The sequence below is a fragment of the Betaproteobacteria bacterium genome, from assembly GCA_009693245.1.
Lineage (GTDB): Bacteria > Pseudomonadota > Gammaproteobacteria > Burkholderiales > SHXO01 > SHXO01.
On the sequence record SHXO01000006.1, the window covers coordinates 18,144 to 42,576 of the forward strand.

The 24,433-nt window shown below is 60.6% G+C and carries 19 protein-coding genes and 1 pseudogene; 12 read left to right on the plus strand and 8 right to left on the minus strand.

What is annotated here, in order from left to right; all coding sequences use genetic code 11:
- Genes EXR36_01760 through EXR36_01785 form a run of 6 tightly spaced genes read left to right on the plus strand, consistent with a single transcriptional unit; the run spans position 1 to position 5,979 of the window.
- The gene (locus EXR36_01760; GenBank protein MSQ58397.1) at positions 1-1,674 is read left to right on the plus strand and encodes a cyclohexanecarboxylate-CoA ligase; all 1,674 of its coding nucleotides are present in this window, start codon (positions 1-3) and stop codon (positions 1,672-1,674) included.
- The gene (locus EXR36_01765; GenBank protein MSQ58398.1) at positions 1,671-2,423 is read left to right on the plus strand and encodes an SDR family oxidoreductase; all 753 of its coding nucleotides are present in this window, start codon (positions 1,671-1,673) and stop codon (positions 2,421-2,423) included. Before EXR36_01760 ends, EXR36_01765 begins: the two co-directional genes overlap by 4 nt.
- A gap of 3 nt (positions 2,424-2,426) precedes the next feature.
- Positions 2,427-3,596 (plus strand): acyl-CoA dehydrogenase, encoded by a 1,170-nt coding sequence (locus EXR36_01770; protein MSQ58399.1) that lies wholly within the window; start codon positions 2,427-2,429, stop codon positions 3,594-3,596.
- A complete protein-coding gene (locus EXR36_01775) occupies positions 3,593-4,468 on the plus strand; it encodes a 3-hydroxyacyl-CoA dehydrogenase family protein (GenBank protein ID MSQ58400.1) in 876 nt (291 codons plus the stop codon). The genes EXR36_01770 and EXR36_01775 overlap by 4 nt, the downstream gene beginning before the upstream one ends.
- A 4-nt stretch (positions 4,469-4,472) precedes the next feature.
- Positions 4,473-5,132, plus strand: coding sequence for a 3-hydroxyacyl-CoA dehydrogenase (locus tag EXR36_01780; GenBank protein MSQ58401.1), 660 nt, complete (start codon positions 4,473-4,475; stop codon positions 5,130-5,132).
- Entirely contained in the window at positions 5,047-5,979 is a 933-nt protein-coding gene (locus EXR36_01785; protein ID MSQ58402.1) for an SDR family oxidoreductase, read from the plus strand. The genes EXR36_01780 and EXR36_01785 overlap by 86 nt, the downstream gene beginning before the upstream one ends.
- Positions 5,980-5,995: 16 nt before the next feature.
- On the opposite strand, the gene EXR36_01790 is transcribed toward EXR36_01785, so the two are convergent.
- Complete coding sequence (locus EXR36_01790) at positions 5,996-6,502, minus strand: hypothetical protein (protein MSQ58403.1); 507 nt, start codon at positions 6,500-6,502, stop codon at positions 5,996-5,998.
- A gap of 185 nt (positions 6,503-6,687) precedes the next feature.
- A complete protein-coding gene (locus EXR36_01795; protein ID MSQ58404.1) occupies positions 6,688-7,677 on the minus strand; it encodes a hypothetical protein in 990 nt (329 codons plus the stop codon).
- Between the two features lie 222 nt (positions 7,678-7,899).
- Between EXR36_01795 and EXR36_01800 the strand changes: the two genes are divergently transcribed.
- A complete protein-coding gene (locus tag EXR36_01800; protein MSQ58405.1) occupies positions 7,900-9,804 on the plus strand; it encodes a hypothetical protein in 1,905 nt (634 codons plus the stop codon).
- Between the two features lie 54 nt (positions 9,805-9,858).
- On the opposite strand, the gene EXR36_01805 is transcribed toward EXR36_01800, so the two are convergent.
- Both EXR36_01805 and EXR36_01810 read right to left on the minus strand, forming a co-directional pair.
- The gene (locus EXR36_01805) at positions 9,859-10,707 is read right to left on the minus strand and encodes an enoyl-CoA hydratase (GenBank protein ID MSQ58406.1); all 849 of its coding nucleotides are present in this window, start codon (positions 10,705-10,707) and stop codon (positions 9,859-9,861) included.
- A complete protein-coding gene (locus EXR36_01810) occupies positions 10,679-11,944 on the minus strand; it encodes a CinA family nicotinamide mononucleotide deamidase-related protein (GenBank protein MSQ58407.1) in 1,266 nt (421 codons plus the stop codon). The genes EXR36_01805 and EXR36_01810 overlap by 29 nt, the downstream gene beginning before the upstream one ends.
- 528 nt (positions 11,945-12,472) lie before the next feature.
- Between EXR36_01810 and EXR36_01815 the strand changes: the two genes are divergently transcribed.
- The gene (locus EXR36_01815; GenBank protein MSQ58408.1) at positions 12,473-12,859 is read left to right on the plus strand and encodes a hypothetical protein; all 387 of its coding nucleotides are present in this window, start codon (positions 12,473-12,475) and stop codon (positions 12,857-12,859) included.
- Positions 12,860-12,874: 15 nt separating this feature from the next.
- Here EXR36_01815 and EXR36_01820 read toward each other — a convergent pair.
- From EXR36_01820 to EXR36_01830, 3 genes and pseudogenes are all read right to left on the minus strand, one after another.
- A pseudogene (locus tag EXR36_01820) lies at positions 12,875-14,027 on the minus strand (PilT/PilU family type 4a pilus ATPase).
- Between the two features lie 60 nt (positions 14,028-14,087).
- The gene (gene dapD / locus EXR36_01825; GenBank protein MSQ58409.1) at positions 14,088-14,909 is read right to left on the minus strand and encodes a 2,3,4,5-tetrahydropyridine-2,6-dicarboxylate N-succinyltransferase; all 822 of its coding nucleotides are present in this window, start codon (positions 14,907-14,909) and stop codon (positions 14,088-14,090) included.
- Positions 14,906-16,105 carry a succinyldiaminopimelate transaminase gene (locus tag EXR36_01830; protein ID MSQ58410.1) on the minus strand — a complete coding sequence of 400 codons (1,200 nt, stop codon included), beginning with the start codon at positions 16,103-16,105 and terminating at the stop codon, positions 14,906-14,908. The genes dapD and EXR36_01830 overlap by 4 nt, the downstream gene beginning before the upstream one ends.
- 71 nt (positions 16,106-16,176) lie before the next feature.
- Between EXR36_01830 and EXR36_01835 the strand changes: the two genes are divergently transcribed.
- Positions 16,177-17,112 carry a DMT family transporter gene (locus tag EXR36_01835; protein ID MSQ58411.1) on the plus strand — a complete coding sequence of 312 codons (936 nt, stop codon included), beginning with the start codon at positions 16,177-16,179 and terminating at the stop codon, positions 17,110-17,112.
- On the opposite strand, the gene queF is transcribed toward EXR36_01835, so the two are convergent.
- Entirely contained in the window at positions 17,046-17,471 is a 426-nt protein-coding gene (gene queF, locus EXR36_01840) for an NADPH-dependent 7-cyano-7-deazaguanine reductase QueF (protein MSQ58412.1), read from the minus strand. The genes EXR36_01835 and queF overlap by 67 nt on opposite strands.
- 219 nt (positions 17,472-17,690) lie before the next feature.
- Here queF and smc point away from each other — a divergent pair, with 219 nt between their 5' ends.
- From smc to ligA, 3 genes are read left to right on the plus strand one after another with little or no spacing between them, the layout of a single operon-like run.
- Positions 17,691-21,212: a chromosome segregation protein SMC gene (gene smc, locus EXR36_01845; GenBank protein ID MSQ58413.1), complete on the plus strand. Its 3,522-nt coding sequence runs from the start codon at positions 17,691-17,693 to the stop codon at positions 21,210-21,212.
- Between the two features lie 34 nt (positions 21,213-21,246).
- Complete coding sequence (locus tag EXR36_01850) at positions 21,247-22,407, plus strand: hypothetical protein (protein ID MSQ58414.1); 1,161 nt, start codon at positions 21,247-21,249, stop codon at positions 22,405-22,407.
- Between the two features lie 7 nt (positions 22,408-22,414).
- Positions 22,415-24,433 (plus strand): NAD-dependent DNA ligase LigA, encoded by a 2,019-nt coding sequence (gene ligA / locus EXR36_01855; GenBank protein ID MSQ58415.1) that lies wholly within the window; start codon positions 22,415-22,417, stop codon positions 24,431-24,433.

Here is a 24,433-nt window from a genome sequence, read left to right on the forward strand (position 1 = left end):
GTGCAGCACGTCCTCACCCTGCACACCCCCAGTGCGGCGCGAGAGTACTACCGCACGGGAGTATGGCAATCAGAGACGCTATATAGCCTGCTGCAAAAGCATGCGCGCGAACGTGGCGCCGCGTACGCCTTGCGAGATGCGGCGCACCGCTTGAGTTGGGCGCGGCTTCTGGCTTGGGTGGATGCCGTGGCTCATGATTTGGACCAAGCCGGGGTCCGGCCAGGAGAGCGTGTATCCGTGTGGCTGCCCAGCCGGGTGGAGTGGATGATAGTATTGCTGGCCTGCTCGCGTAACGGGTACATGTGCAATCCTTCCTTGCACCAGAACTACACCGTGGGTGAGATCGTTACATTGCTCTCCCGCATTCAGGCGCGCGCGCTATTCGCGCAAGTAGGTTATGGCGCCGATGGGAAGCAACACAGCGTGTTTGAGCTGGTAAAGGAAGTGGCGGCACTCAAACGCGTCTATGCGTTACCGGGCGAGGCGCGGGGCGAGGCGCCATATACGTATCCGTATCCGGCGGCGAATGCCGTGGCGGCTGGCCGCGCGCCCGATCTGGATCCAGACAAAGTGGTCTATCTGGCCTTCACCTCTGGCACGACGGGCATACCCAAGGGCGTGATGCATAGCGACAACACCTTACTGGCCAATGGCCGTGCGATGGTTCGCGATTGGCATCACGACAAGGGCACGGTGCTGTTGTCCTTGAGCCCTTCCAGCCACCATATCGCCACGGTCGCTCTGGAACAAGCGTTGGTCGGGGGTTTCGAACTGGTGTTGAACGATCCAGCCGTGGGAAAACCGGCCATCGATTGGATCGAGGAATCGGGCGCCACCTACGTGATGGGCGTGCCTACCCACGCCATCGATATTCAAGCCACCATGCGTGCCCGCAACCAGAAAAAGCTTGGGCGTGTGACCGTGTTCTACATGGCGGGCGCACCCATACCGAAGGAAATTGCCCAGCGCTTTTTGGATACCGGTATCGTGCCGCAGAATATCTACGGCATGACGGAAAACGGCTCCCACCAGTACACACTGCCGGCGGACGATGCGCAGACCATCACGGCTACCTGCGGGCGCGCGTGCCATGGCTACGAAGTCAAATTATGGAAGCAGGACAATCCCGACGCCGAAGCGGTGCCCAGTGAAATCGGCGAGATAGGCGGCCGGGGCGGTGTCTTGACCCTCGGTTATTTCGCCGCCCAGGAGGTCACGGAGAATTCCTTCAATGCACGCGGTTGGTTCATGAGCGGAGACCTGGGGCGCTTCGATGAGAAGGGCTGCTTGCAAATCGTGGGGCGAAAAAAAGACCTCATCATCCGCGGGGGCCATAATATTTATCCGGCGCGTATCGAGGATCTCGCCCATCGCCATGCGGGCGTGGCGAAAGCCGCCGTGGTACCGGTGCCCGATGAGCGCTTGGGTGAGAGGGTGTGCCTCTCCATCATTCCCGTCGCGGGCGCGCAACCCAGCGGCGAAGAGCTTCTGGATCACTTGCACGCGGCCGGATTGTCCAAGTACGACATGCCGGAATTCTTTCTTTGCATGACGGCATTCACGCTCACGGCCAGCGGCAAGATCCTCAAGCGCGAATTGGCGCAGTGGATTCGCAGCGGACAAGTTCAACCGCTGCCCGTGCGATGGCGGGAACGCGAAAGGGCCAAGTCATGAGTAGCGCGCCCAACCCATGCATCATCGTCACCGGCGCCAGCCGTGGCATTGGTGCCGCCATTGCCTTTGCGCTGGCGCGCGATGGTTACCGCGTGGGTTGCCTATCGCGCTCCGGCGCGGCGCCCAAGGGCGATGGGGTAGACGCCAGCGTATCCCACCATTGGATCATGGCGCGTTGCGATGTGACGGATTCCGCTTCGTTGAAACAGGCGATTGCGCAGGTGGCAGGGCATGGCGTGACCCCCATGGGGTTGGTCAACAATGCGGGCGTGCACATGGAAGGGCCCTCGAAGGAATTTTCCCTGGCGCAATTCAACGAAGTCATGAACACCAACGCCACCTCGGTCTTGCTGGGTTCGCAAGCCATCTATCCCTATCTCGAAGCCAATCACGGCGGGTTGATCGTGAACATCGGTTCTTTCTTCGACAAGCTGGGCGTCAAGCGCAATTTGGCCTACTGTGCTTCGAAGGCGGCCGTGGGCGCCATGACGCGATGCCTCGCCGTGGAGTGGGCCTCCAAGCACATACGAGTCCTCAACGTCGCACCAGGCTATATACAGACGGATCTCAACAAAGTGGCCATGAGCGCCGGGCCGCTGCGAGCCTACCTGGAGAAACGCATTCCCGCGGGCCGGCCTGGAACCGCCATGGAAGTGGGCGAGTTGGTCGCGGGGCTTTTCAAGATGCCAAGCCCGTTTCTGACGGGGGAGACCCTCTACTTCGACGGTGCACAAGGGATCGCCCACTGATTCATGAACGTCCTGGAACGACTCGACGCAAAGCTGGGCCTTTCACAAGAAGAAACTCTGCTGCTGGACAATGTGCGCGCGCTGGCGCGCGAGAAAATCGCGCCGCGCGGGGCAGGGCATGATCGCGACAGCAGCTTTCCGTGGGATAACGTCGCGGATATCAACGCCTTGGGACTGAACGCCATGTTCATCCCCGAGGCCCATGGCGGCGCGCCGCTTTCCTACAAATGCTATCTCGCTTGCGTGCGCGGGATCTCCAAAGCCTGCGCCTCCACCGGGGTGATATGGGCCACGAATTTCCATGCGATGGGGCCAGTGGTGGCCTTTGGCAACGAAGAGCAAAAGAGCAGATTCCTACCAAGCATTGCACAAGGGGGCATCGGTGCCCTGGCAATTACCGAAGCCACGGCGGGTTCCGATGCAACGGGAATGAAAACGCGTTTCCGGCCGGAGGGTGACAATATCGTCATCGACGGAGCCAAGCTCTTCATCAGCAACGGCGACGTGGCGGATCGTCTCCTGCTCTTTGGCAAGTGGAGCGAGATCGAGGATGCCAAGGCGTCCATCTGCGTTCTGGTGTTGGAGAAGGGGACTCCGGGATTTTCCGTGTTGCGCACGGAAGATAAGCTGGGCACTCTCGCATCGGGTACGGCGGCCTTGTCCTTCGAAAACTGCCGCGTACCGCGCGCCAACCTCATCGGTAACCCTGGCGACTGGCTGCGCATTTTGTTCGCTTCGCTCAACAAGTCGCGCCCGAGTATTGCCGCGCACGCCTTGGGGATTGCGCGCGCGGCCTTCGAGGACGCCGTGGACTACATCAACGAGCGCCGCCAATCGGGACGCCGGATCTTGGAGTTTCAGGGCATTCAGTTCATGATCGCGGAACTCGCCGCGGAATTGGCGCTGTGCGAATCGATGCTATGGCGCTTGGCGGACTGGGTGGATGAAGGCGAGGCTGGCATCGCGATCGAAGCGTCCATCTTGAAGTTGCGCGCGAGTGACCTCGCCATGCGCGCCGCCACCGATGCGGTCCAACTCCTTGGCGGCTACGGTTACTGCAAGGACTACCGGGCCGAGCGGCTCATGCGCGACGCCAAAATCACCCAAATTTGGGAAGGCACGAATCAGATTCACCGGCAATTGATTGGGAAGAGTTTCTTGAGAAAACCATGACAGTCATTCAAACAGTAGGCATTGCCGGCTGCGGAACGATGGGCGCGGGAATCGCCATCGTGTGCGCGCGGGCGGGGTTCAAGACCGTCGTCTACGACACGCGTTCCGAAGCATTGGCGCAAGCGCGCGGCCAGACAGAAGATTTCCTGAAGAAGTCCGTGGAGCGCGGCAAACTTGCCCCAGAGAAATTGCAGGACATCCTCGGCCAATGGACAAGCACCACGGAAATCGGCGGGCTCGCGCAATGCGATATCGTCATCGAGGCCGTGCACGAAGACCTGAAAGTCAAGCACGATCTCTTCGCGCGCCTGCACCGGGTGTGCCCTGGGCATACCTTGTTCGCTTCCAATACCTCCACCATTTCCATCACCGAAATCGCCGGCGGGTCTGGGCGGGACGATCGTTTCGTTGGCATGCACTTTTGTTTGCCGGCTCAGCTCATGAAATTGGTGGAGATGTCCCCTGGACTCAACACGAGCGACGTCTCCTTCCAGAGTGCGTGGGCCTTCTGCGAAGCGCTCGGCCAAAGACCGGTGAAGACGCAGGATTCTCCCGGCTTCATCCTCAACTACTTCCTCATTCCCTTCAACAACGACGCCATTCGTCTGGTGGAGCAAGGTGTGGCGGAGCCCGCGGAGATCGACAAGGCTATCAAGGCGGCGCTGGGTTATCCCATGGGCCCCTTGGAACTGCTCGATCTGATCGGCCTCGATACGGAATTACTACTATGCGAGGCGATGCACGGATTGACTCACGAGCCGCGTGCAGCCTGTCCGCCGCTGGTGAAGCGCATGATCGCCGCCGGCCATCTTGGCAGGGAAAGCGGGCGCGGATTTCACCGCTACGGCGACACCAAGATGTTTGGAGCATGAGGGCATGAGCTACCAGATTTTGCGGCGAGGCGAGAGCCGGTCTTTTCCAGTGCCCCATGCCTTCACGGAAGGTGCCGCCGGTGCGGGGGCGGGGATTTTCCTGACGGGCGCCGGTGCGGGAAAAGCCTTCGCCGAATTGCCTGACACCACGGCGTTCGAGTTCATAGCCATCGAGCTCGGCACCGAGTGCCTGGGTGTGCACACTGGCGAGAGCAGGGGAGAGGAGGGCTTCAACGTCGTGGGTTTCGCGCGCTTTCGGTTGGGGGATGCCGAGCCTACGAAATTGGTGGAGTTGGTGAAGCAACCACGAACCTTCCAGCGCGCGCTGGAGGCCGCCAAGATGGCGCTGGAGGGGAGCGGGCTGGTGGTGGCGGTATGCAACGATTTTCCTGGCTGCATCGTGGACCGTCTCGTGCGCCCGTACTACAACGCCGTGTTGCGCAGGCTCGATGAGAAACTGGCATCGGCGGACGGTCTCGACATGACGTTGAAACTTGGATTGGGCTATCCCGAAGGCCCCATCTCGTTGCTGGAACGCACTGGGCTCGCGCATCACCACGATGTGACGCAGGCTCTTTATGAGGCCCTCGGCCAGGAGGCGTACGCGCCGGCTCGCCGCGCGCAAGTTTCCAAGACACGAAGCGGGAGGAAGCCCAATGAATGAAGGAATCTTGCAGGATAAGGTAGCCATCATCACTGGCGCGGCGGGCGGATTTGGCCGGGTGCTCACCGCGGCATTCCTGAAAGAAGGCGCGCAGGTATGCGCCCTCGATTTAACCGAGACCGGCCTTGAGCAATTGCGCGATGGCCTGCCCGCTGCTCACCGTGCGAGGTTGCATTGCACGGTGGCGGACATCTCCGATTACTCCGCGTGCGAAAACTCGGTGTCAGCCGTGCTATCCAAGTTGGGGAGCGTGCATATTCTCATCAACAATGCCGCCCTGGGCATGGGAATCATTCGCCGGGATCATATGCGTGATCCGGTTCATATTCATGAGATCACGCCGCGGATGTGGCAGCAATTCGTGGCGGTGAATTTCACGGGTGCATGGAACATGACTCGCGCGTGCGCGCCGAAGATGCTGGAACAACGCTGGGGCCGCATCATCGACATCACGACTAGCTTCTTCACCATGCTGCGCGGCGGCTTCCAGCCATACGGGCCGTGCAAGGCCGGCTTGGAGGCCATGGCGGCCGCTCATGCGCAAGAATTCGAAGGCACCGGTGTCACGGTGAATGTCGTGGTGCCAGGCGGGCCCGCCGATACGCCGATGGTGACGGAGGAATCCGGATTCGACCGTAAAGCCTTGGTGCAACCACCGGTCATGGCCCCGCCCATAGTGTGGCTGTGTTCCGACGCAGCGAACGCCATCAACGGTAATCGCTACGTGGCCTCCCATTGGGATACCTCACTTGCGCCATTGGAAGCCGAAAAAAAGTGCCGCGCTCCGATCGCGTGGCCAGGTCTTGCGCAAAACCCGGTGTGGCCTGGGGGAAAACCTCCGAAGTAATACCCCGGTTTTGGCGTCAGCTACCGGTGGGCACGCCAACTTCGATTTCTTCGTAGTCGTACCCGCGTTTCAGAATACGCTTGAGCCATACCTTGTGCCAGCGCCGCTCGTAGGACAGCATGTACTCGCCAGCGACGGAAAAAACGTCCGGCGGAAGCAAGAGAACAGGCATCTGCGCGGTATGTAACAGAATTGCATCATGCGTTTCCTTGGAGCCATCATCGGGAGCAATCCAGGTATCCGTGGGTTTGCGTTCGCCGAATTTGACCCGCGCGGATTGGACCTTGCCGGTGAGCGACTGTATGCCTAAGGAGAGTTTTCCCTTGGGGGAGCGCACGAGCCTGGAAACGACACTGATGTGCCAGTTCAGGCTCTCCGGGCGCCGGTATCCCACCAGCATTCCAGGCCGTGCCCAACCACCATGGGCGTGCGCAACCACCCATATGCCGTTCTGGCTAATATCGGCGATGGCCCATCGTTCGGTTAGCCGCATATCTTCTTCAAGCCATTGCAAGACCTCCATCTGGCTAAGCAACCGGCTTGCTTCCGCCGGTGCGAGATTGCGCGCTTCCTCAGAGTCTAAGTCGAACGTTTCTAGGTTCTTCCGGCTAGCGAGTTTAGGGTCCTGGTAGTTCAATTGCCTACCGGCTTTCGCAAACTCACTCGCCACGAGCATCCTTCGCACCGGGCCCACGCCGTGAGTGACCATCAATTCCCCCGTGTGGGATTTGCGGCGCAGGCGCCTCTGAGGGGGGGGTCACCGACCAATGCGTGGCCAATAATTCGAGTAGTGCCAGATAATTGTCCGTGTCCACACGGGACGACGCGAGCCATCCGGGAACCTGCGCGGACGTTCTGGCCTCGTTGAGCAACTTGGCCAGTTCCGCATACGCCGCCCCAATGCCGAAAAACCGCTGCCCTGGACGCTGTGCGAGGCCCTCGAGCTGCTTGAGCGCCGGTCGTGTCCACTACGAATGGCGTCTCGGCCCGGAATCTCTCGGAGAAACGATAGTGCTCCGAGAATTGCCGCAGGATGAGATCGAGCGCCGCAATCTGGTTCGGCAGCATGTTTGCAACCGGGGCAACATCGAGCGCAAGCGCGGTTAGATACTCGCGGCTAGTGCTGGTTTGCAATCCGCTGCCCTTGTAAAGTTCGAGTGGCTTCTGGGATTCGCCAAACCGGGCATTCCATGCGGCCAGGCGGTTGTGTTGCTCCCAATAATCGGGGCCCGGATCGCGGTGGCGCAGTCTCAAGAGCGCTTTGTGCCTACCCATCGCCGCCATGGCGCGGCAGGCGAGCAAGATAGCATCCTCGCGCTCGCCACTTGATAGGCCGCCTGCCGGCATGGCATCCAGGCAGGTGCGGTAACCAGTATGGACGTTACGGTAATAGCGAGCCAATACGAGCCAAGCGGAATCCGACATCGCGCGCGCGTCCTTGGAATCGAAAATACGAGCCCAAGTCGCTTCGATGTACTCCTGGGCGCGTTCGTCGAGGTGCTTTAGCACATGGCGCAGCCTGTCCGGGCGAATGTTCAGGCTCGCGGCCTTCTCAAGGGGTTCGCCGATAGCATCGAGCGTCCGTACTGTATCGGAGACATGGAGGTCCGCCCAGAATTGCTTCAGGCCCTTGTCAGAACCCAACGAATCCAGCAATTCACTAGACTCAGAGGAGGGCTTCGCTAACCAGTTCAGCATGCGATTTTGGGTTTGATCTTAGATGGCATGTGGATGAGGCTAGGGCATTGATGGCCGGTCGAGGATCATGGCGGTATCGGTTAGTGCCAAGCGTTGCCGGATGAGCCAGGATGAGACTTCGGCAGGCCGGCCGGCCTGCAATTTCGTCCTCTGGCCTATATCGGCCCGGTGGCTGCCGGGCTTTAGGACCCGAACGCTGCCCCGGGTTGGTATGCGCCCCACATGGACAGGCTGGAGAGCCCTCCGGTGAGAGCGTTCTCCCACCATCGGTTGCGATGTTCCGGGCTGGTGAAGCAGCCCACTACGCGGTCCGTGCGCTTTGAACCGCCCGCGGCGCACCGATGCGCGCCTTCATTTCATCGCTTGAATCCTCGTAGGATTGGCGCGCCTTGCGCCAGCACTATAATGGTTCGTACCCATGGCGCATTTAAGGAGCAGACAATGCACGATCTAGTGATTGAAAACGCGAAAGTCATCGATGGCCTAGGCAATCCCGCGCGCGAAGGGGGGGTGGCGATCCAAGGCGGGCGCATTTCCGCCGTGGGCAAGGATCTCGGGCCAGCCCGCAAGCGCGTCGACGCGGGCGGGCTTGTGGTGGCGCCCGGCATCGTCGATCTGCACACGCACTTCGATGCGCAACTCACTTGGGATAGTTTTGCTACTCCCTCGCCCAGCAACGGCGTCACCACGGTCGTCATCGGCAATTGCGGGTTCACCATCGCGCCGTGCAAGCCGGAGCACCGCGACATGACCATGCGCAATCTCGAGCACGTGGAAGGCATGCCCATCGAGGCCTTGCGCGCTGGCGTCGATTGGGGTTTCGAGAGCTACCCCGAATATCTCGATTTGCTACAACGCAAGGGCATGGTGCCCAACGTGGCCTCCTTCTGCGGGCACTCCTCGGTGCGCGTGAACGTCATGGGCGAGGACGCCATGAAGCGCAAGGCCACGAAAGATGAAATCAGCCAGATGAAAAAAATCGTCCGCGAAGCCGTGGAGGCTGGCGCCATCGGATTTTCCACGTCCACATTGGAGCAGCATAACGGCGAGGGTGGCATCCCGATGGCGTCGCGTTTCGCTGGCGCTGACGAGATCGAGGAACTCACCGGCGTGCTGGGCGAAGCGCGCAAGGGTGTATTCATGCTCACCAAGGGTATGACCACGACGGTGCCGTGGCTGGAAAGCCTGGCAGAACGCAATGGCCGCCCGGTTATGATCGCCGCCATGCTCTCCGATCCCAACGACCCCGAGCGCGTCACGCGCGAATTCGGTGAAATCGCCGCGGCTCGTGGCCGCGGCCGCGAACTGTGGGGCCAGGTGGGCTGCTATCCGCTGGGAATGGAATTCACCATGACCTTGCCGTATCCGTTCCACGCCATGATGTCTTGGCGCCCAGCCATGGAATCCATCGGCACCGAGCGTTATTGGGAATTGTTCTCCGACCGGTCCTTTCGCGAAACCGTGAAGGCCGAAGCCCTCACCAAGGGCGTGCCCGTGCGGCTTTCCTATCACTCCTTCGAGCAGATGCGGGTGCAAGAAGTCCTCAATCCGAAGTTCAAGCCGCTAGTCGGACGCATCGTGGCGGATATGGCGCGCGAAGCCGGCAAGGATCCCTTCGATTGGGTATTCGATCACGCCCTGGAGGGTGGCAAGCAGACCATGTTCGATTGCAAGCTGTTCAACTTTGACGAAGAGCGAGTGCGCGAATTGTTGGTCAACCCGTACTCCGCCCTTGGCCTCGGCGACGCCGGTGCGCATCTGGCCTTCCTATGCGACGCCGGCTTTGGCTTGCATCTGTTAGGTCATTGGGTCCGCGAGCGCGGTGATCTGACCCTGGAGAGGGCCGTGCAGATGGTGACGAGCCGCCTCGCGGATGCCTATCGCATCCCCGGCCGTGGCCGTCTGGCTCCCGGTGCCCACGCGGACGTCATCATGTTCGACCCAAAAACCGTCGGCCGGGGCGAGAAGCGCCGCGTCCAGGACCTGCCCGCGGGTGCCAGCCGCGTCGATATTCCGCCGGCAGGATTGAAAGGCGTCTGGATCAATGGCCAGCGGGTGGTAAATGAGAGCGGCCCGCTGGCGGATTGCGGTACGCCTGGGACGTTGATTCGAGATTTTTCGGCGTGAGGCAGGCGGCGTGCCGGTAGTTGGCCGGCATGGCGCTACTTTGTTTTCGCTCGTCTACCGTCCCTTGAACACTGCCTTGCGCTTCTCGTTGAAGGCGGTTATGCCTTCCACCCGGTCTTCCGTGTCCACCAAATGATTGTAGGCTTCGACCTCGAAGCGGTAGGCCGTGCGCAGTTCCATCTGCATGCCATAGCGCACGGATTTCTTGATCTGGCGCACGGAAAGCGGCGCGTTATGGGCGATGGTTCGAGCGGTATCGAGCGCCAAGTTGAGCGCTTGCCCCGGTTCGCAGATCTGGTTCACCAGTCCCCATTCATATGCTTGCTCGGTGGTGAAGGGTTTGCCGGTTAGGAGGATTTCCTTCGCGCGCCGCTCGCCCAGCGCGCGCGGCAGATTCTGCGTTCCTCCAGCGCCCGGCATGATGCCCAAAGTCACTTCGGTGAGGGCCATGCGCGCGCCTTTCACGGCGTAAATGAAATCGCAGCACAGGGCGGTCTCCAATCCGCCCGCGTAGGCATGGCCGTTCACCGCGGCGATCACGGGCAAGGGCAGATCCACCAATGCCCAGTACGCGCGCTCTAACACCTCGTGCTGCAAACGCCAGTTCTGGCTGCTCATGCCCTTGCGTTCCTTCAAGTCCGCGCCGGAGCAAAAAGCGCGATCGCCCGATCCCGTGAGCACCACACAGCGCATCCCCCGCGCATCTTCCGTGAGCCTCGTCCACAAGTCCGTCAAGTCGCGGCCCATCTGGGTATTGAGCGCGTTCAACACATCTGGCCGGCTCAGGGCCACCACTAGCAGGTGCGGTTCAGGCGAGGTGGTTTCAAGGGTTTCGTAAGCGGGTAGATCCAAGGGCTGACTCCTCTCGCGCCGTTCAAGTTTTCTCGAAATCGATACGCTCATCCACGGGCAAGCCTTGAAGATAGCGCCGCAAGCAATCGAGCGCCATCTCCACCGCACCCAAGCGCACCCATTCACGCCCGCCGAGCATGCGGCTATGCCTCGAGACCGTTTCCTGCTCCGTGGCGATGGCGATAAAAATATTGCCACCGAATTCGATGCGGTCGGCGCCTTCATCCAAATGGATCAATACTGCCAGGGCATGGGTGGCGCCGGAATGCTGCCGGGTCGCGCGTGCCGTGGCTTGTGCGAATTCCAGTGTGAAGCCGGCATGCTTCGCATCCAAACCCGCCATGGCGCACAACTGGGCAAGATCTCTCGTTACGATCCCACGGCGAAATAATTTTTCCGCCCCCGCCATATGCGAGATGCGAGCGGCCATGGTGCCGCCGGTAAAAGTTTCCACCGTAGCGAGCGTCGCCTGGTGCCGGGTCAATTCTTCCAGTAAGACGGTTTCCAGTTTTTGCTCGTCTTCGCCCAGAATGAAATTGCCCAAGCGCTGGCGTACAGCCTGTACGGCCGGCGCCAGCTTGCGGCGGATGTCTTCGATGTCCGTCCCGCGCACTGTGAGCTTGGTTTCAAGCTGCGGATAGTGGGCGCGAAAGCCGAGCTTGAGACCCCCGTCCGGAACCAGCGCTTCCACACCTGCCAGCAAGGTATCCGCGTGGGATTCACCGATACCGTAGGAGTGAAAACGTTTGAGGTAAATGGCTGTCTGTCTGCCACTCCTAGCCAGTAAACGCGGGATGATTTGTTCGTCGAGCATGCGGTGCAGTTCGCGTGGCACGCCAGGTGTAAAGAAAAATCTCGCTTTGCCAATATCCACCGCGAAACCGCATGCCGTGCCGATGGGGTTATCGAGGAACTCCGCCCGCGCTGGTAGCATCGCTTGTTTGCGGTTGCTAGGTGGCATGACGCGGCTGCGGCGCCGGAAAAAATCTTCCATGCGCGTGTACCACTCCTCGTGGAACACCAGTTCCACGCCCGCGGCGCGGGCGGCGATTTCCTGGGACAAATCGTCCACGGTTGGGCCCAGGCCGCCGTTCACGATCACGGCGTCCGCACGGGCCCCGGCCAAGCGAAAGGCTTCCAGCAGCGTCGCGCGATCATCCCCGACCGTGGTTCCCCACAAGACCGAAAGGCCCGCGTCGCCCAGCTTCTGGCTCATGTAACTGAAATTGGTGTTCACGGTGGCACCGGTCAGCACCTCGTCGCCGGTACAGAGGATTTCTATTCTCATAATGTGAGGCTAGCAGATGCGCGGGTCGTCATGCCTGGTGCGGTTCACCCCCAAGCGCGCCGTGCCCTCGGTGGTCTTCGAAGCCTCAATCTAACGCAAAAGGTGGCGTTCATTGCAGACGCGGGGCGGGTACCCTTTTCGCTCCAATCATTGAATGCCAGCCGAGATCTAACGGGTATGGACCGGAATGGCCATGGGAAAGGAGCGGGCAATGAAGGCAATGGGCTTCAGAGGGAGTCTCTTGAGCGCGGTGATCGGCTGTGCCTTGGCGGTGCCAGCCGTCGCGGGACAACTGTACCGGTGTGGAAATGCCTATCAGGATCATCCCTGCGAGGGCGATCAAACGGGTAAGCAGCTAAAAGGCGTGGGTGAGGTTAAGAGGCAGGCTGCCACGCCCGGCGGCGCCGAGAGAACCAACCCGGAGTGCGCGAGGCGGGGCGAGAACTCGCAAAGAATTGTGTGGGCCCGCGAAGGTGGGGTGACGGAACGGACGCCATATCGGGCGAATCGAACTCGAACCGAAGAAAATTGATCGCCGATGTGTACCGTGTGCGAGGGAGTGCGCCAGAGGTGCGCGCGCGAATCGAGGCCGAGTGCAAGACGGAACTGGAGGAGAAGGCAAAGCTTATCGCCTTGCACGAGGCGATGTTGAAGGCCGGCGTGGTGCCTGCGGCACAAGCGGCACCCGCGAATACGAGCGAGGCGCGGCCAGCGCAACAAAGCGCGTCATCTCAAAACGCCTGGCAAAGTGCGCAGCAGTCCCGAGAAAAGAAAGAAATGTGCGACCGCCTGAGTAGAAACTTGCAGTCGAACCGCAACCGGCAGCGCCAGGGAGGGGGTGCCGAAGCCATGGACAAATTGAACCAAGAGCGCAGAGACTTGGAGCGGAGCTTCAGCGATTTCGAATGTGGGTGAGCGGCGCGCGATGAATTAGGTATTCAACTTGAAGTGGTCGAAGGACGTGGCATCTTTCGCCGCGACCATCTTGGCCGCATCGCCCAGTTTGCCCATCCCGCCTTGCTCGGAGTTGTTCATGATACAGGACAGGTTTGGTCGCGGAATCGGAGTTGCGCAAGGCCTCTTCCTTCGTGATCTTGCCCTGGTTGTAGAGCTTGAAAAGGGACTGTTCGAAGGTTACCGAGCCCGGCGACAGGCTCTTTTGCATGGCTTCCTTGATTTCATCGAACTCGCCCTTGACGATCAATTCCGCGATGTGAACGCTGTTGATCATGACCTCCACCGCAGCCGCTAGGGATCCATCGAAGGTTTTCACGAGCCGCTGTGAAATGACGGCCTTCAGGCTCACGGACAAGTCGGAAAGAAGGGCCGAGCGCGCATCGTGGGGGAAGAAATTCACGACCCGGTTCAAGGCGTGATAGCTGTTGTTGGCGTGCAAGGTCGTCAAGCAAAGGTGTCCGGTCTGGGCGTAGAGCGGCGCCTGTTGAAGGGTTTCCTTATCCCGCACTTCGCCAATCATTAGAATGTCGGGTGCCTCGCGCATGGCGCTGACCAAGGCACTGTTGTAGGACTTGGTGTCCATGCCCACTTCGCGTTGATTGATGACGCACTTGCCATGCTTGAAGACGAATTCGACGGGGTCTTCAATGGTGAGGATGTGGCCGCCCTTGGTGGCGTTGCGGTGCTAGATCATGGCGGCCAGGGTCGTTGACTTGCCAGAGCCAGTGGCCCCCACGAGTAGGACCAGGCCGCGCTTCTCCACGATGAGCTCCTTCAATATCGCGGGAAGTTTCAAGGCGTCGAGACCTGCCGTCTGCGAGCGCAAATAGCGGATGACCAGCGCGACGTCTCCGCGCTGGCGGAAGATGTTGACCCGGAAGCGCCCGATGTCCGGTACTTGCAGCGAGAGGTTCATTTCCCACTTTTCCTCGAACTCGCGCTGCTCTTTCTCGGACATGAGTTCCTTGGCGATGCGCTGTGTCTTTTCCGCATCCAGCACATCGGAGTTGACCGGCATGATGACGCCAAGAATCTTGATGCAGATGGGGGTTCCGGACGAGATGAAGAGGTCCGAGGCCTGCTTCTCGGCCATCAACTTGAGAACGGGCGTGAGGAGTTTTGACATGGAGTCTCGTTAGGGGGCGCGCAGTACGAATGCCCCCTAAGCAAGATCCCTGCACGAGCTTCAGACGCCCCGCAGAAGTTCGTTGATGCTGGTCTTGGCGCGGGTTTTCGCGTCCACGCGCTTCACTATGACAGCGCAATATAAGCTGTACTTGCCGTCGGCGGAAGGCAGGTTGCCGGACACCACGACGGAGCCCGAGGGGATGCGCCCATGGAGTACTTCGCCGGTTTCCCGGTTGTAGATCCTGGTGCTGGCGCCGATATAAACGCCCATGGAGATGACCGAGCCTTCCTCGACGATGACGCCCTCGACGATCTCGGAGCGCGCGCCGATGAAGCAGTTGTCCTCTATGATGGTGGGATTGGCCTGCACGGGTTCGAGCACGCCGCCAATGCCCACGCCGCCGGAAAGGTGCACATTTTTGCCGATCTGCGCGCATGAACCCACGGTGGCCCAGGTATCCACCATGGTGCCCTCGTCCACGTAGGCGCCAATGTTGACGAAGGAGGGCATGAGCACCACGTTCTTGGCGATGAATGACCCGGCGCGCACGACGGCGGAGGGCACCACGCGGAAACCGCCCGCCCTGAAATCCTTTTCCCCGTAGCTGGCGAACTTCGCGGGAACCTTGTCGAAATAGTTGGTATAGCCGTCGCGAATGACGCCGTTATCCTGCAAACGGAAGGAGAGCAACACGGCTTTCTTGACCCATTGGTGGGTGACCCAACTCCCGGTGGTCTTGTCGGCGACGCGGAGCGTACCGGCATCGAGCTGCGCCAGCGCGCTGTTGACTGCCTCCCGGATCTTGGGATCGGCGTTGCCCGGCGAAATGTTCTGCCGGTTCTCGAAGGCATCGTCTATGGTTCGTTGTAAATCGTTCATCCGTGGATCTCCCGAAAAAAAAGTTTGAGCCGCCGCACGGCGTCCATGCATTCCCCGTACTCCGCCACCAATGCGATGCGCACGAAATTCTTCCCGGGATTCACGCCACGGGCCTCGCGCGCCAGGTAGCTGCCAGGTAGCACGATGACGTTGTAGCGCGCGTAGAGTTGCTGGGCAAAAGTCTGGTCGTCCATGGGCGTGCGCATCCATAAATAGAAAGCGGCATCGGGCATGTTGGTCTCGGTGACCTCGCGCAATTCCTCGATGGCCGCGTTGAATTTAGCCGTGTACTGGCGCCGGTTCTCGACCACGTGAGCTTCGTCATTCCAGGCCACCTCGCTGGCTACCTGGATGGCGGGGTTCATGGCGCATCCGTGATAGGTACGATAGAGCAGAAAGCGCTCTAGCACCTCGGCATTGCCCGCCACGAAACCCGAGCGCATACCAGGCACATTGGAGCGCTTGGACAAGCTGCCGAAGGCCACCAAGCGCTCATAGTTCTTGAGCCCCAATTGCTGCGCCGCCTGAAGGCTCCCCAAGGGCGGATGGGCCTCGTCGAAATAAATTTCCGAGTAGCATTCGTCGGAGGCGATGACGAACCCGTGTTTCGCCGAGAGTTCGAACAGCGCGCGCCAATCCTCTAGATTCATCACGGCGCCGGTGGGGTTCCCCGGCGAGCAAACGTAGATGAGCTGGGTGCGCCGCCATACTTCATCTGGAAGTTGCGCGAGATCTGGGTGAAATCCGTTCTCCGGACCCAGATTGAGGAATCTAGGTTGCGCGCCCGCCAGCAGCGCCGCGCCTTCGTAGATCTGGTAGAAAGGATTCGGGATCGCCACACTCGCTTGGGGCTGGGTGTGATCCACCACCGTTTGGGCAAAGGCGAACAGTGCCTCCCGGCTACCATTGACGGGCACCACTTGCGTGTCCGCGTCAAGGGCGTTCAATTGGTACCGCCGCCGTAGCCAGCCCGCGATGCTTTGGCGTAATTCCGCGCTACCCGCCGTGGCCGGGTAGCGCGCCAACCCAGATAGATTGCTGGCGATCGCCTGCTGGATCAGGGCCGGGGTGGCGTGCTTGGGCTCGCCAATGGATAGGCTCACCTGCGGGTAATTCGCGTTAGGGGTCAGACCTTGGAACAAGGTCTTGAGCTTTTGGAACGGGTAGGGTTGGAGAAGCGCGAGGTTTGGATTCATGGGGTCGCGGCCACGCGATCATCCGAGGCGAATTGAGGCGGCGGATTATAAGACGAGAGCAAAGGCGCACTGTGAAGGCGGACAAGACGAAGACGCATGCGATCGCCGGATTATTGACCGGCGCGGTGGTGTGGGGGCTCATTTGGTATCCCTTCCGGGTCCTTGAAGACCAGGGTTTGTTCGGAAGCGTGAGTACCGCCTACGTTTATGGGGTTGCTCTGGCCGTGGCGTTGCTCTTGTCTTGGCGCGAGTTGCCGCGCGCGCAAGGGTACGGGATGGTCCTGCTGTGGATTGGGCTAGTCGCGGGCTGGACCAACTTGGCTTACGTCATCGCCATCATCGAGGGCGAAGTCATGCGGGTGATGTTGCTGTTCTATCTCGCCCCGCTCTGGACGGTGTTGTTCGCGCGCTGGCTGTTGTACGAGAAGCCTGGGGGCATTGGCCTTCTGGTTATACTGATATCGGCCACCGGTGCCGTGACCATGTTGTGGAATCCCACGCAAGGGTTGCCCATTCCCACCAATCGCGCGGAGTGGCTAGGGTTGAGCGCCGGCATGGCGTTCGCGCTGAGCAATGTTCTCATCCGCAAGGCTCACTGGGTAGGCATTGGCCTCAAATCCCTCGCGGTGTTCGCCGGGGTGACGGCGCTGGCGGTGCTTTGGAGCTTGTGGACGTCTCCCATGCGGCCAGCGCCCGCCCTGGGAATCGCATCCTTTGGCTTGGTTGTCGTACTCGCATTGGTCATACTGGCGACTAACTGGGCAGTGCAATATGGAATCAGTAAGACTCCCGCCACCCAGGCCATCGTCATCTTACTGTTCGAGCTGGTGGTGGCCGCATTGGGTTCCTACTTCCTTGCCGGCGAAGCCATGACGCTCCAGGAATGGGCGGGCGGGGCTTTGATCGTCGCCGCCAGTTTGCTGTCGGGACGGCTTGGCGCTCAGGCCGTCCCCATGCCCCCAGTGCTGGAGCCGGACGCAAGTTCGCCCAGTTGCACGCGAGGCTGAGGGTTCCAGCCGGCCTTACGCTGCTCGGCCACCACGGTCGTGAAAATGCCGCCTCTCACCCAAAATTTCGCTGTGAGCCGTATGAATCTTGGCTTCGTCGCGCTCGCCAAATCCTCCAAGATGCGGTTGGTCACGGCTTCATGGAACGCCCCCTCGTTGCGGAAGGACCAGATGTAGAGCTTCAGGCTTTTCAGCTCAACGCAAGTTTGGTCCGGTATGTAATCCAGAATCAAGGTGGCGAAATCCGGTTGCCAGGTCATGGGACACAGGCAAGTAAATTCGGGGATTTCCATGTGAATGTGGTAGTCCTTATCCGGCGACGGATTGGAAAAGGTACGCAACTCTTGGGCAGCGGGCATGGGTAGAGGTCTTTCGCTAGAATACGGTCCGAAGAATACATGGCGATAGCATACGCGATCGAGTAATAGTGGCGGCAAGCAGTGGCGGCAAACCGAGCCTGGTGACCAGGAAAAGTCCAGGCGATTGATTTATCTTGCTTTCCGGCAATTAGAAGAACCAGGATCCTAAGCCGGCTTAGCCGGTACGTGATTCTCCAAGAGCCCACAAGAGACCAGCAATTGCGCCTCGCGCACATCAAACTCGCAGGATTCAAATCCTTCGTCGATCCGACGCATATCCCCGTGCTCAGCTCCTTGGTGGGCGTGGTGGGCCCCAACGGCTGCGGTAAATCCAACGTCATTGACGCCGTGCGCTGGGTGTTGGGCGAATCCTCCGCCAAGAATCTGCGCGGGGAGACCATGCAGGACGTGATCTTCAATGGGTCTAGCGGACGCAAGGCGGTGGGCCGCGCCAGCGTGGAATTGATTTTCGACAATAGTCTGGGCAAGGCTTCCGGCCCTTGGTCGCGCTACGCGGAAATCTCGGTCAAGCGCGTGCTGGAGCGAAACGGCGAGTCCGATTACTACATTAACAACCAGCACGTGCGACGGCGCGACGTTGCCGATATGTTTCTGGGCACCGGCCTGGGCGGGCGCGCCTACGCCATCATCGAGCAGGGCATGATCTCTCGCATCATCGAGGCGAGGCCAGAGGAACTGAGGAGTTTTCTCGAGGAGGCGGCGGGTGTTTCCAAATACCGGGAGCGGCGCAAGGAAACCGAAAGCCGCCTCGCGGACACGCGCGAGAACCTGGCGCGCGTCAGCGACATCGTGCAAGAACTCGCGCGCAATCTCGAACATCTGGAGGCCCAGGCCGAAGTGGCGGCGAAGTTTCGCGCCTTGGAGGCGGAGCTTAAATCCACCCAGCACCTGCTCTGGTATTCGCGCAAGCAGGAGGCCGTGCAACAGCGCGCGCGTTATCTGCGCGACCTGGATCAAACTTCCACCGAGTTGGAAGCGGAGATGGCTCGCATTCGCGAACTCGAACGCATGCTGGAGAGCGCGCACCAGGAATATATCGCCGGAAGCGACCGTTTGCAGCAAGCCCAAGGGGGGCTCTACGAGGCCAATGCCGCGGTTGCCAGGCTAGAGCAAGGCCTCGAACATCTGCGCGAGAGCCGGCGCCGCTTACAGGGGCAATTGGACCGTGCCCAAGCCGAACGCGCGCAAGCGGAGGAACGCAAGGCCACCATCGAATCCGGCCTTGGCGAGCAGTCACTGGCTTTGGAGTCCGCGGGGCGCGAAGCCGCCGAGGCGCAAGAACGCGCGGAGCATGCAGGCAATGCACTCCCCGCCGCCGAGCAACAGCACGCCTCCAAGCGAGAGGCCTTGGACGAAGCGCAAGAACAGCTGGCCTTGGCGCAGCGCGAACTCGGGGTAGAGCGCACGCGCCTCACTCATGCCGAACGCGTGATGGAGCAAGTGCGGCAGCGACGAACGCGCCTATCCGAGGAACGGGCGGGATTGCAGCAACCCGACCCGAGAGTCTTGGAAGAATTGAAAGCCAAGCTCGAAAGCCGCGGCGAGGCGTTGCGGCGCGACCGCGAGGCGCTGGCCGCCATTGACGCTCAATTGCCAATGTTGGACCAGGCGGTGAAAAGCGCCGCCCAGTCTCTGGAAACCGAGGAACGCGAAATCGGTGCGCAAGATGCGCGCCGGCAAGCCTTGGAGTTGTTGCAACGGCAAGTCAGCCGCTCGGGGGAGATGCACGCTTGGCTGGACCAACAGCAATTGGACGGTATGTCCCGCTTATGGGAAGGACTGAGTATTCGTCCAGGCTGGGAGGATGCCTTGGAGGCCGTGCTGCGCGAGCGCCTGAATGGCATCGCCCTGGAACAACTCGGCCGGGCGCAAGACTGGTTGCAGCACCCGCCGCCGGGGAAGGTGTCTTTCTTCGAGCGGCAGCAACGCATTGCTCCGGATGAACCCTGGCAAGGCCATGCCACGTTGTTGAGCCGCTTGGAAATTCGCGATCAAGCGCTGGGTGCCGTGTTGGCGGACTGGCTCGGCCAGGTGTACATGGTGGACAGCGCCTCGGAGGGATTTCGCCGCCGCGCGGACTTACCCGCGGGCGCGCGCCTGGTGTGTCCCGAGGGGCATGTTTTCACATCCAGCAGCGTGAGTTTTCACGCCGAGGATTCCGAAGTACACGGCATACTCGCGCGCCAGCACGAGATCGAGGCGCTACAGACGCGCCGCGAAACCATTGCCAGGAGCGTTGAGGCGGGCAAGCATCGTAAGGAAGAAGCACTGCTGGCCCTGGAAACTTCCCGGCGGAACCAGCAAGCCGCGCGCGACCGGCGCGACGAGACCCAGCGTTCCCAGCACGCGGCCGAATTGGAGTGGGTCCGTGCCTCTGAACAAGCGGACCGAATTCACCAGCGCTTCCGGCAGATCGAGGCGGAACTCTCTCGGTTGGAAGACGAACAGACACGAGAGCAAGGCTTGCGCGCGGACGCGCTGGGCGCGGTGGCACGCCTGGAAAATCAAGAGGACGCCGCCCAATCCAGGCTCGCGGAATCGCGCGAGGAATATGACGAGGCCGCGGAACAACTGCGCCGAACGAGGGAAGCGCATTCAAGCGCCTTGCGCGCTTTGCAGGAGCGCCAATTTTCCAAACGGGTGATCGAGCAAAAATTGCAGGACTTGCGCGCGGCACGTGAACAAGTGTCGTCGGGATTGGAGAACTTGACTGCCTTGCTGGCGAGTGTTCAAGGGGAAATGCAAACCCTGGATGAAAGTGCGCTGATGCGGGAGTTGCAAAGCGCGCTGGCACTCAAGGCGCGGCGCGAGGCGGCACTCTCCGGGCTGAGGCGGGAGGCCGAGGAAAAAGAGAGCGTGCGGCGCGAGCTCGATCGCGAACGCATGAGCACCCAGCAACGCCTAGCTCCCTTGCAAGAGCGCGCGGGAGAATTGAAACTCAAGGAGCAGGAGGCTCGTCTGGCGCAAGAGAACTTCTCCAGCCAATTGGAGGAGTCTGGCGCCAACGAAGAGGAACTGGCGCCGCGTCTCGTCAAGGGCGTGAGAGCCTCCGCCCTACAAGGGAGCATAGCGCAATTGACCAGCGAGATCGCCGCCTTGGGTGCCGTCAACTTGGCTGCCCTGGAAGAACTGGAATCTTCACGCACGCGCAAGAATTACTTGGACGAGCAAAGCCGCGATTTGACCGAGGCCATCGATACGCTGGAGGATGCCATCCGCAAGATCGATCGCGAGACCCGCGAACGACTGCGCAACACCTTCGAGGCGGTGAACCGGCATTTCGGCGAGATGTTTCCCCAGTTGTTTGGCGGCGGCGAAGCCCAGCTCCTGATGACCGGCGAGGAGATATTGGATTGCGGATTGCAAGTGATCGCCCGTCCGCCGGGCAAGCGCAACGCTTCCATTCATCTGCTATCCGGAGGGGAGAAGGCGCTTACAGCCATCGCCTTGGTATTCTCTTTATTTCAACTGAATCCCGCGCCCTTCTGTTTGTTGGACGAGGTGGATGCACCCTTGGATGACACCAATACGGAGCGCTTCTGCAAATTGGTGCAGCGTATTTCCGAACAAACGCAATTTCTCTATATCAGCCACAACAAAATCACCATGGAGATGGCTCACCATTTGGTGGGCGTCACCATGCCCGAGCAAGGCGTGTCCAGGATCGTCGCCGTGGATGTCGGTGAGGCCGTGCGGATGCGTTCCGAAGTGGCGGCTTAGGTTCCTTGGTGCCGAGAATTTATTAGGAAGATAGATGAGCAAATTACAAATCGCGTTGGTCGCATTCGGCATCCTCATCGTGGCGGCCATCTATATCTTTAACCGGTGGCAAGAACACCGCTACAAGAAGCGCGCGGAATCGGCGTTTCAGCAACGGCACGAGGACGTGCTGGTGAAGAATGCCCAGCCGCCAGTGCTCCCGGCGGTACGCACGCGCGAGCGCATCGAGCCGCAGTTTCAAGAGCGCGCGCCCAGCATCGATGAAGAGCGAGCGCCGCCCGGCACGCAGATCTCGCGGACGAGCGAGGCCGGGCCTGCGCACCAGGACGAACCGCGAAGAATCGATCCGCGCCAAGGCGACAACCAGGCTCCTTCGGTTGCGCCTACCGGTTCGGACAAATTGGATTACCAGGTGGACTTGGTGTCTCACAGCCCCATTCCCCCTAGCAATCTGGACAAGGCGCTCAAGCAAGTGAGCGATCTTGCCAACCGGATCCAACTCTGGGGTGCGGCCAATAACAGTTGGACTTCTGTCGATCTTCACGCGGCGCCTAAGTACACGCGGGTGCGAGCCACCCTGCAATTGGTTAATCGCTCGGGCGTCGTGCCGGCGGAGGATTTGCTCACTTTCAAGCGCGCTTTCGAGCGCTGCGCGGCGGAGTCCGAGGCGACGGTTGAATCCGCGGAAACCGAGCCTTTCGTGGAGGTGGCTCGCAACTTGGACCGCTTCTTCCAGGAATCGGACGTCATTGTGGGTTTGAGCGTCATCGCGCAAAAGAGCGGACCCTTCCCAGGCACCAAGATACGAGCCTGGGCGGAGGTCTCGGGCTTTCAATTACGCCCTGATGGCATCTTTCAAATCAACGACGAGCATGGCCACGCATCCATCACGATGGAAAGTCATGAGAACCCGGGCTTCGTACCCGAGCGCATCCGCACCTTGACGACCAACGGCGTCACGCTCATGCTCGATGTTCCGAAGGTGGCCAACGGGGTGCAGGCTTTCGATAAATTGGTGAGCTTGGCCCGGCAACTGGCCAATGCCATGGGCGGCGCGCTGGTGGACGACAACAAGATGGCGGTTAACGAGTCCGGCCTGGACCAAATTCGCGGACAACTCAAGCAAATCTACCAAGAGATGGATGCGCGCGGTATACCGGCCGGAAGTGGCGTGGCTCTGAGGTTGTTCAGCTAAGTCTCAAATGGTGGCTACAGGGGAGGTGCGAGCGCGCGCGAAGGAGTTGCGTGCGCTCATTGAACGCCACAATTATTTGTATTACGTGCAAGACCAGCCCGTCATCAGAGATCACGAATACGACCAGCTATTTCGCGAACTGGCGGCCATCGAATCGGAATTTCCGGAGCTAAGGACCGCGGATTCCCCCACTCAGCGGGTAGGCGCGGCGCCGTTGGATACCTTCGAGGCGGTGCGCCACGAAATCCCCATGTTGTCCCTGAACAATGCTTTCGAGGAAGCGGATGTGGAAGGGTTCGACCGGCGCGTGCGTGACGCCTTGGGGCTTGCGGATGTGGAGTACGCCGTGGAGCCCAAATTCGACGGGCTCGCCATCAGCCTGCGCTACAAAGAAGGCGTGTTCGTGCAAGGGGCGACCCGGGGAGACGGTACTGTGGGCGAGAACGTGACGGCCAATTTGCGCACCGTGCGCACCATTCCGTTGCGATTAGCCGCGCGGGAAGTACCAGATCTCGTCGAAGTACGTGGCGAGGTGTTGATGTTCAAGGAAGATTTCTTGCGCATGAACCGGCAGCAGCAAGAGCATGGAGAAAAGGAGTTCATCAACCCGCGCAACGCGGCCGCGGGTGCCCTGCGCCAATTGGACCCCAGCGTTACCGCCAAACGGCCCTTACGCTTTATTGCCTACGCCATCGGTGTGGCGAAGGCGAACGATCTGCCGCGGGATCTGCATAGCCGTCAGATGGACTACTTGGCTCGATTCGCCATTCCCGTGGCGCCGGGCCGCGCCGTGGTGCGCGGACTGCGCGGGTTGATGGATTACTACCGAGAAATTGGCGCCAAGCGCGCAGCGCTGCCTTACGATATCGACGGCGTGGTGTACAAGGTGAACGACCTCGCCTGCCAGAAGCAGCTCGGTTTCGTGTCGCGCGCCCCCCGGTTCGCCGTGGCGCATAAATATCCGGCGGAAGAGGCCGTGACGCGCGTGTTGGACATCACGGTGCAAGTTGGCCGCACGGGCGCGCTGACTCCAGTGGCCCGCCTTGAACCGGTATTCGTGGGCGGAGTGACGCTGACCAATGCCACGCTACACAACGAAGATGAGGTGCGGCGCAAGGACGTGCGGATTGGAGACCGAGTCGTCGTGAGGAGGGCCGGCGATGTGATCCCCGAAGTGGCGCGAGTGTTGTTGGAACAACGGCCCGGCGATGCCCGCGAATTTGTCATGCCCGCGCGCTGCCCCGTGTGCGGGGGAAGCGTGGAGCGCGCCGAAGGCGAGGCGGTTTCGCGCTGCACCGCGGGACTGACTTGTCCCGCGCAGCGCAAGCAAGCCATCTTGCACTTTGCCTCGCGCCGGGCCATGGATGTCGAAGGCTTGGGGGAAAAATTGGTGGATCAGTTGGTGGACAAAAATTGGATCCGCACGCCGGCTGATCTTTACCAACTAAGCGCGGAGCAGCTTGCCGGCCTAGACCGCATGGGGGCAAAGTCCGCCAACAATGTGATGGCCGCCTTGGAAAAGAGCACGCATACGACCTTGGCGCGCTTCGCCCATGCCTTGGGCATTCGCAACGTGGGCGAGAGCACGGCGCGGGATTTGGCTACCCATTTCGGCGATATCAATGCGCTCATGAACGCAAACGAAGAAGACATGCTACGCGTGCCCGATGTCGGGCCGGTTGTAGCGCGCAGCATCCTGGAGTTCTTCGCCGTCCCCTCCAACAGGGAAGTCGTAAGCACCCTTGCAGGCTACATTAGGTTTGAACCAGAAGCCCAGCGGCACGCTGGGCTTGCGGGCAAGTCCTTTGTGCTTACCGGGACCTTGCCCAATCTGTCACGGGAGGAGGCTAGTATGCGTATCCAGGCGCTGGGAGGAAAGGTGGCTTCCAGCGTATCGAAGAAGACGGACTACGTCGTTGCTGGAATGGATCCTGGAAGCAAGTACGCCAAGGCCAAGGAGTTGGGCCTGGCTATATTGGACGAGGATCGATTCCTGCATCTGCTCGATAATCTTTCAACCCAATGA

Excerpts from the sequence above, each read along its gene's own strand:
- EXR36_01765 (MSQ58398.1), top strand. The coding sequence starts at position 1,671 with ATGAGTAGCGCGCCCAACCCATGCATCATCGTCACCGGCGCCAGCCGT.
- EXR36_01770 (MSQ58399.1), top strand. The coding sequence starts at position 2,427 with ATGAACGTCCTGGAACGACTCGACGCAAAGCTGGGCCTTTCACAAGAA.
- EXR36_01775 (MSQ58400.1), top strand. The coding sequence starts at position 3,593 with ATGACAGTCATTCAAACAGTAGGCATTGCCGGCTGCGGAACGATGGGC.
- EXR36_01780 (MSQ58401.1), top strand. The coding sequence starts at position 4,473 with ATGAGCTACCAGATTTTGCGGCGAGGCGAGAGCCGGTCTTTTCCAGTG.
- EXR36_01785 (MSQ58402.1), top strand. The coding sequence starts at position 5,047 with ATGAGGCCCTCGGCCAGGAGGCGTACGCGCCGGCTCGCCGCGCGCAAG.
- EXR36_01790 (MSQ58403.1), bottom strand. The coding sequence starts at position 6,502 with ATGGAGGTCTTGCAATGGCTTGAAGAAGATATGCGGCTAACCGAACGA.
- EXR36_01795 (MSQ58404.1), bottom strand. The coding sequence starts at position 7,677 with ATGCTGAACTGGTTAGCGAAGCCCTCCTCTGAGTCTAGTGAATTGCTG.
- EXR36_01800 (MSQ58405.1), top strand. The coding sequence starts at position 7,900 with ATGGACAGGCTGGAGAGCCCTCCGGTGAGAGCGTTCTCCCACCATCGG.
- EXR36_01805 (MSQ58406.1), bottom strand. The coding sequence starts at position 10,707 with ATGAGCGTATCGATTTCGAGAAAACTTGAACGGCGCGAGAGGAGTCAG.
- EXR36_01810 (MSQ58407.1), bottom strand. The coding sequence starts at position 11,944 with ATGAGAATAGAAATCCTCTGTACCGGCGACGAGGTGCTGACCGGTGCC.
- dapD (MSQ58409.1), bottom strand. The coding sequence starts at position 14,909 with ATGAACGATTTACAACGAACCATAGACGATGCCTTCGAGAACCGGCAG.
- EXR36_01830 (MSQ58410.1), bottom strand. The coding sequence starts at position 16,105 with ATGAATCCAAACCTCGCGCTTCTCCAACCCTACCCGTTCCAAAAGCTC.
- queF (MSQ58412.1), bottom strand. The coding sequence starts at position 17,471 with ATGCCCGCTGCCCAAGAGTTGCGTACCTTTTCCAATCCGTCGCCGGAT.
- EXR36_01850 (MSQ58414.1), top strand. The coding sequence starts at position 21,247 with ATGAGCAAATTACAAATCGCGTTGGTCGCATTCGGCATCCTCATCGTG.
- ligA (MSQ58415.1), top strand. The coding sequence starts at position 22,415 with ATGGTGGCTACAGGGGAGGTGCGAGCGCGCGCGAAGGAGTTGCGTGCG.